The sequence below is a fragment of the Paenibacillus sp. Soil766 genome (assembly GCF_001428105.1).
Lineage (GTDB): Bacteria > Bacillota > Bacilli > Paenibacillales > NBRC-103111 > Paenibacillus_E.
Genome location: NZ_LMSJ01000031.1, coordinates 56,789 through 63,621, shown reverse-complemented (window position 1 = coordinate 63,621; position 6,833 = coordinate 56,789). Strand labels below are relative to the sequence as shown.

7 protein-coding genes are annotated in these 6,833 nt (G+C 49.6%); all 7 read left to right on the top strand.

The features are described 5' to 3' along the window. Positions 1-469 precede the first annotated feature (469 nt). Positions 470-907, top strand: a complete 438-nt coding sequence (locus tag ASG89_RS22905; RefSeq protein ID WP_057313377.1) for a hypothetical protein — start codon at positions 470-472, stop codon at positions 905-907. A gap of 118 nt (positions 908-1,025) precedes the next feature. Beyond that, complete coding sequence (gene uvsE / locus ASG89_RS22900; RefSeq protein WP_057313376.1) at positions 1,026-2,015, top strand: UV DNA damage repair endonuclease UvsE; 990 nt, start codon at positions 1,026-1,028, stop codon at positions 2,013-2,015. Between the two features lie 98 nt (positions 2,016-2,113). Continuing rightward, complete coding sequence (fabI, locus tag ASG89_RS22895; protein WP_028555353.1) at positions 2,114-2,884, top strand: enoyl-ACP reductase FabI; 771 nt, start codon at positions 2,114-2,116, stop codon at positions 2,882-2,884. Between the two features lie 194 nt (positions 2,885-3,078). Then, complete coding sequence (locus ASG89_RS22890) at positions 3,079-3,939, top strand: inositol monophosphatase family protein (protein ID WP_057313375.1); 861 nt, start codon at positions 3,079-3,081, stop codon at positions 3,937-3,939. Between the two features lie 202 nt (positions 3,940-4,141). Beyond that, positions 4,142-5,107: a sugar kinase gene (locus ASG89_RS22885; protein WP_057313374.1), complete on the top strand. Its 966-nt coding sequence runs from the start codon at positions 4,142-4,144 to the stop codon at positions 5,105-5,107. A 64-nt stretch (positions 5,108-5,171) separates the two neighbouring features. After that, entirely contained in the window at positions 5,172-5,834 is a 663-nt protein-coding gene (locus ASG89_RS22880) for a bifunctional 2-keto-4-hydroxyglutarate aldolase/2-keto-3-deoxy-6-phosphogluconate aldolase (protein ID WP_057313373.1), read from the top strand. A 69-nt stretch (positions 5,835-5,903) separates the two neighbouring features. Continuing rightward, on the top strand, positions 5,904-6,770 hold the full coding sequence (locus ASG89_RS22875; protein WP_057313372.1) for a DinB family protein: 867 nt from the start codon (positions 5,904-5,906) through the stop codon (positions 6,768-6,770). The last annotated feature ends 63 nt before the right edge of the window (positions 6,771-6,833 follow it).

Here is a 6,833-nt window from a genome sequence, read left to right as displayed (position 1 = left end):
CGGCTATTTGTCCCCAGACAAGTTTGAATCGCAGTTTTACAAGCAACAGAAACTGATTTCTTAGCTCTTTTTTGTGTCCACTCTATTGACTCAGATACATTTTGGGCCTTAAGGCGCTGCCCGCCAGCGCACAGAGGGCAAAAACCGCAAATAGCGCCCCAAAAGGGCGCTATTGCTGTGCCCAGGCCGCTGAGCCGCAGGATAAGGCCCGTTTTGGGCCTTAAAGCGCTGCCCTCCAGCGCAGCAGAGGGCAAAAACCGTAAATAGCGCCCCAAAATGGGGGCTATTGCTGTGCCCCAGGCCGCCGAGCCGCGGGAAAAGGCCCGTTTTGGGCCTTAAAGCGCTCCCGCCAGCGCAGCAGAGGGCCCTCTATCTGCAATTGTATGTTTATACGGTTTCGTTTGTCCCTTTCGAATAGATTATTAGGTTCATATAATAACTTATCCTAATAGAAAGGAAGTGATTATACATGAAAAAACACACAACTATTATTAGTACTGACGGCAGTTGGGTGAACGCACTTGAAATCGAAACTAATCGGGCATGGGTGCAACCGCAAGCAGGTGAATCTTACGTCTGGGGGGAGAATGATCCCTATGGGCCAGCAGCAGTTGTAGCCAAAACTTTCAAAGTTGACTGGAAAAAGAGAATTAAGAAAGCTACGTTATTCCTGTCCGTTGATAACTATGCCATCGTGCTTATTAACGGAGTGCCAGTGGTTATCGATCCACCACAGGATACTTTAGCATTTTACAACCCAGGAAGAACATTCCACATTGAGCCTTTCCTTAACGAAGGTGAAAATGATATTGTAATTGCTGGTTTTAACTCCCCATCCAATGCAAACCGAAGCCGAGGCAACCCAGCTGGCATACTTGCCCGTATCGAGATTAAATACGAGCATTAATCGGAACTCAAATTAGTAAACAGGCCCTTATGACGTTCTTGAACGTCGAAGGGCCTGTTTGTATGTGCATCTATTCGCTAGGGTAATCTAATAGTGAGAAACCTGGAGGTTAACGAACATGCTCATTCGCCTAGGATACGTAGCCATGTCCACTGTGGTAAAGAATGCGTCCCCGTCCAAGACGATGACGGCGACGAACTTCAGCAAGCTGCTCGATCGCGAGGCAGCCATTCGCAAGTTGCAGCGCATCGGAGCTGAGAACTTACATAATACGCTTCGTTTGCTCAAACATAATCGTGCGCATGACATCATGGTGTTTCGGTTTTCTTCTCGATTTATCCCGCTGATTGGCCATGAAATGCTAGGTGACTGGGATCCGATCCCTGCCTTATCGGCAGAATTCGAGGAGCTAGGCAGCTACGCGAAGCAGAATAACATGCGTGTTAGCTTCCATCCCGATCATTTCACCGTACTCAGCACGCCGAGGAAGGATGTGCTCCAGAAATCAGTCGAAGACTTGGAGCGCCACTCCGCCATGCTGAACGCGATGGGGCTTGGGATGGAAGCGATGTGCAACATTCACGTTGGAGGGGCTTACGGGGACAAAGCCAAGGCAGCTAAGCGATTTGTCCACAACTTCACCGCCATGCGTATGCCTATTCAACGACGAATCACCCTCGAGAATGATGACAAAACCTTCAACGCCCTAGAGACGCTCGAGATTGCCGAGGAAGTCGGTGCTCCCATGGTATTGGATGTGCATCATCATGCGGTCAACAACCATGGCGAAGATGCTGTCCAGCTGTGGCCGCGCATTCAGGAGACCTGGCTGGCGCGCGCTCGCTTGCATTTGGATGAGGCCTCGGCCTCGCTCCCTCCCAAGATTCACGTTTCCAGCCCCAAAGGCGAAACAGAGCCAAGAAGTCATGCCGACTATGTGGAGGCAGGTCCCTTATATACCTTCCTGAAAGCCATTGCCCCCATCACGCCGAAACTCGATATCATGATCGAAGCGAAGATGAAGGATAGCGCCCTATTCAAACTAATGGAGGACCTCAAGGGACAAGAGGGCGTCACAGCCCTGGATGAAGCGTCGCTGCAGCTCTAATCCCATATTTTTCTTGAATTGTTGGACAAAATGGGGTACTTTGGAAGAGATGGACGACTAACCTAACCATGCCATTGTGAGAGGGGCTTCTACGAACCATGAGTCAATTATTAAACGGAAAAAATATACTAGTAATGGGTGTTGCTAATGACCGCAGTATCGCTTGGGCCATTGCACAATCTTTAGCCGCACAAGGCGCTAATTTGGTGTTCACGTTCGAAAACGAGCGCGTTGAGGAACGCGTACGCAAGCTTGCTGATACGATCCCAGGCTCTACTTTGATGCCATGCAACGTAACTGTAGATGCAGAAATTGATACCTTAGCTTCTGCACTCAAAGAGAAGTTTGGAGTCGTGCACGGGCTTGTACATAGTATTGCTTTTGCCAAAACAGAAGAATTGGACGGGCTGTTCGTGGATACATCACGCGATGGTTTCGCACTTGCACATGACATCAGTGCTTACTCCTTAGTGGCCGTATCCAAACGAATTTACCCGCTGATGACAGAAGGCGGAAGCATCATGACGATGACGTACCTTGGCGCAGAGCGCGCTATGAAGAACTACAACGTGATGGGCGTCGCCAAAGCTGCGCTTGAAGCTAGCGTTCGTTACCTTGCGGCAGATCTTGGCCAATTCGGTATTCGCGTAAACGGCATCTCAGCAGGTCCGATCCGTACGTTGGCTGCCAAAGGGATCAAGGATTTCAACTCCATCTTGCGTCAAGTCGAAGAGAAAGCTCCACTTCGTAAAACAACAGATACAGCTGAAGTTGGCGATACGGCGATGTTCCTTATGAGTAATTTGTCCCGTGGTATCACAGGCGAAGTTATTTATGTAGACGGCGGATACCATATCGTTGGTATATAGAAGGCTTTATTTTCATAGATCAAAAAGAAGAAAATCCGAACGGTCTTTGGGCCGATGCGGGTTTTTTTTGTTTATTTCCGTGCCAATGTGAAAATGTACGAATAAATTAGGATGAAACGCACTAGTATTAGAAACGTATAATTTACTATACTTAACGTATTATCTAAATTAATGAAAAGAAAGAGTTGATATATATGGTACATGGTGGGACGGAAACTTTCGTTGTGGGTAGCAAAAGTTTTACAGCTGTAGCTATTAATACGGCAGCTAAGGCAGGGCAGTGGATCAAAACCAAGCTTGGAGACATTAATCATGTAGGGACGAAATTCTCTGCTCAAGACCTCGTGACCGAGGTGGATAAAGGATCGGAAAAGTTAATTCGTAATTTGATTATGACTCATTTCCCTAACCATTCCATCCTTGGCGAGGAAGGTGTAGAGCCAGGTCCGGAGGCGTCAGCCAAAGCATTGCAAGAAATGAGCGATGAGGAGTATCTCTGGATCGTAGATCCAATTGATGGCACAACGAACTTCGTTCATGGTTTTCCGTTCTTCTCCGTGTCGATTGCCTTGGCGCATAAAGGTGAAGTCATCGTAGGTGTGGTATATGACCCATCACGCGACGAATTATTCGTTGCTGAGAAGGGGAAGGGTGCCTACATGCACGGCAAGAAGACAGAGGTCTCCGAAGAGGAGACGCTGCTTACCAGTTTAATCGCTACTGGATTCCCAGCTGATCGTGATGGGGCGCTGCCTATTAACCTGAAAGGTGTTCAGGCGCTCTCGCCGAAAGTACGTAACATCCGTGTGGCAGGCTCCGCAGCGCTGCATTTGGCATACGTGGCTGCTGGGCGGCTTAGCGGCTTTTGGGAAATCGGCCTCAATGCCTGGGACATTGCAGCAGGTGCCTTGCTCATTACAGAGTCAGGCGGCCGTGTGACAGATACAGAAGGCAAGCCTTACCATTTGGGCGTTCGGAACGTGATGGCGACGAATGGACATATTCACGAGGAGCTTCAAAAGGAGCTCGCAGTGGCTGAGGCGACGGGGTTCTAGAGTAGAAATCCACCTCTTGCAGGGTTGTTCCTTAAGGAATGACCATGCAAGAGGTTTTTTCCTCTATTTGGAACTGGGGCGGTCCGTCGTAAAAGTCTGGTGAAATCCGTTCAAATCCACTATAATATGAGATATCTCATTTATTTAAACGTTTCAATTAACGGGACACGCGAGTCGTGATCGGAATGGATGGAGTGCTTCTATGTCGTTAAATACAGGATCAGGACCAGATATTATTACGTTTGGAGAAACAATGGCACTGCTTATGCCTTCAGGTGGTAAGGGCCTGGAGTACTCTTCAGAGCTGCATAGCCTGTTTGGCGGTGCAGAGAGCAATGTAGCGATCGGCATTTCGCGTCTTGGCGGTCATGTAGGTTGGTTTGGTAGACTGGGTAAGGACCCGTTAGGTCGTATGATTTTCAAAAAAATCCGTGGTGAAGGTGTCGATGTTTCCCGTGCGGAATTGACTGCCGATGCACCAACAGGACTCATGATGCGTGAAGTGCTAATGGGCAAAACGTCCGTTTACTACTATCGCAAAAACTCCGCAGCAAGTCAGATGAACCCGAAACATTTGGATGAAGCTTACATTGCTGGGGCTAAAATTTTGCATATTACCGGTATCACACCGGCGCTTAGTGAGTCGTGTAGAGAAGCAGCTTTTGAAGCTGTTCGCTTAGCTCGCAAGCATGGCGTGAAGGTTAGCTTTGACCCGAATCTGCGCTTGAAGCTATGGAGTATTGAAGAAGCTCGTCCTGTGTTGCTCGAACTGGCGAAGCTGTCTGATATTTTCTTACCAGGCTTAGATGAGCTGAAGCTGCTGTACCAAACCGAAGACTGGGATGTCATTGTGAGCAAGCTGCGCGAATTATCGGCCGTTTCCATCGTCAAAGGTGGAGAAGATGTGACCTATGTCGTGACAGCGGATACGATTACAACCGTGCCTTACTTCAAAGCAGAGCATGTCATTGATACCGTGGGTGCGGGGGATGGGTTTTGTGCGGGCTTTTTGGTAGGCGTGCTGAAGGCGTATGAGTACCCTAAGGCAGTTCGCATTGGGAATTTGGTGGGCTCGATGATCGTGCAGACTGAAGGCGACTGGGAAGGCGCTCCAACATGGGAGCAAGTGGAAGCGGTACTTAACAACATTAAACATATAGAACGTTAATAGCACAGAACACGATACGAAACAATATCTCATACAGGCTTACACATAGAAGGGACGATTAATTGTGAAAAAACTTCAATTACTTCAGCAAATAACAAATGAGGGCGTCGTTGCCGTCCTACGCGGTGAAACACCAGAAGAAGTCGTCGAAATGGCGGATCAAGCGATCGCCGGCGGTATCAAAGTCATCGAAGTCACGATGACTGTGCCTTTCGCGCTGCGCGCGATCGAGGAGCTTGCGAAGCGCTACTCGAGCACAGCGAAGGACGCGTCCAAGTACGCGATTATCGGGGTGGGCACCGCCCTTGACCCCGAAACGGCGCGTGCCGCGATCCTTAGCGGGGCCGAGTTCGTTGTCGGCCCGTCTTTGAACCCTAACACGGTTACACTGTGTAACCGGTATCGCGTGCCGATCATGCCAGGGTGCATGACCATCGCTGATATTCAAACCGCGCTAGAGCTTGGCGTGGATATCGTGAAGCTGTTCCCGGGTAATCTGTACTCACCGGCGATGATTAAGGCCATTAAAGGTCCGCTGCCACAGGCGAACATTATGCCTACGGGCGGGGTTTCGCTGAGCAACCTCGGCGAGTGGATTCAGGCCGGCGCAGTTGCCGTCGGCATCGGCTCCGATTTGACCAGCGAAGCGGTCAAATCAGGAAACTACAGCCTTGTAGCTAAGAAGGCTGCACAATATATCGAGGCCTACCAAGCGGCCAAGAAGTAGGTTTGGAAGTACGCTCCGTCGAAGTAAAGACGGAGCGTATTTTTGTGTGCGGAAATGGAGGCAGGGCAGATGAAGCAGCAAGGTCGGGCTAGATTATTGCTCCGTGTGAGCCATATGGAGGCGTCGATAGCCTTTTATGGGGGCCAGCTAGGCTGGGAGTTACTTGAGCGGGACGAGGGAGGCCGTGCGGCACTGCTGCATATTGGTGATACAGCAGATGAGGCTGTTCTGGTCGTGGAGGGTTGTGAAGCGAATGGGACTCTGAACCGTTGGTTAAGACCGAATTACAGCGCAGCACAAGCTGGAAGCCTTGTTTACATCGGTGTAGCATCTGTAGCTGATGTGGAGTCGAACTTGCTCGCCAGAGGCTTCCAACAGGCCATAGGGAGCCAGGATGCAGAACATATTCGTGAACGCCATGTTCCGACGATTGATGGGTGTACACTGGTCTACTGGGAAGAGCTGTTCCCAACTCATATCGAGATTATGGAGATGTATGAAGCAGGCGTGGAAGAGTTACATCGAGCAATAGACGGCTTATCCGATGCGCAGCTGAACTTACGTGAAGTCCTCGACAAGTGGTCGATTCGTGAGCATGTGCTGCATGTGATCGATTTGGAGCTAATCTCGATGCATAAAGTGAAATTCGCACTCGCCGAATCGGGGCGGATGTACACGGGGAATTCATTTCAACCCGATGACTGGCATCGGGGACTCCACTATGCACAGCGGCCTATCGCTGCCGAGGTTCTGCTATTTCAAGCGACAAGGCAGCACATTATCGGGTTGTGCAACCATCTTCCAGATGCATTAGACCGTACTATACGGACGACGAATAGGGAAGAAACTGTTGCGCAATTGCTGAAAATGATGGCCGGACATGCCAAACATCATATGCGGGCTGCCTGGCGTATTCGTGAGCTGCATGGAGTCTAGGGAGAATAAAATGGAATCACCGCCTAATTCAACTATAGTTAATCTTTCTATATATGCCTATCC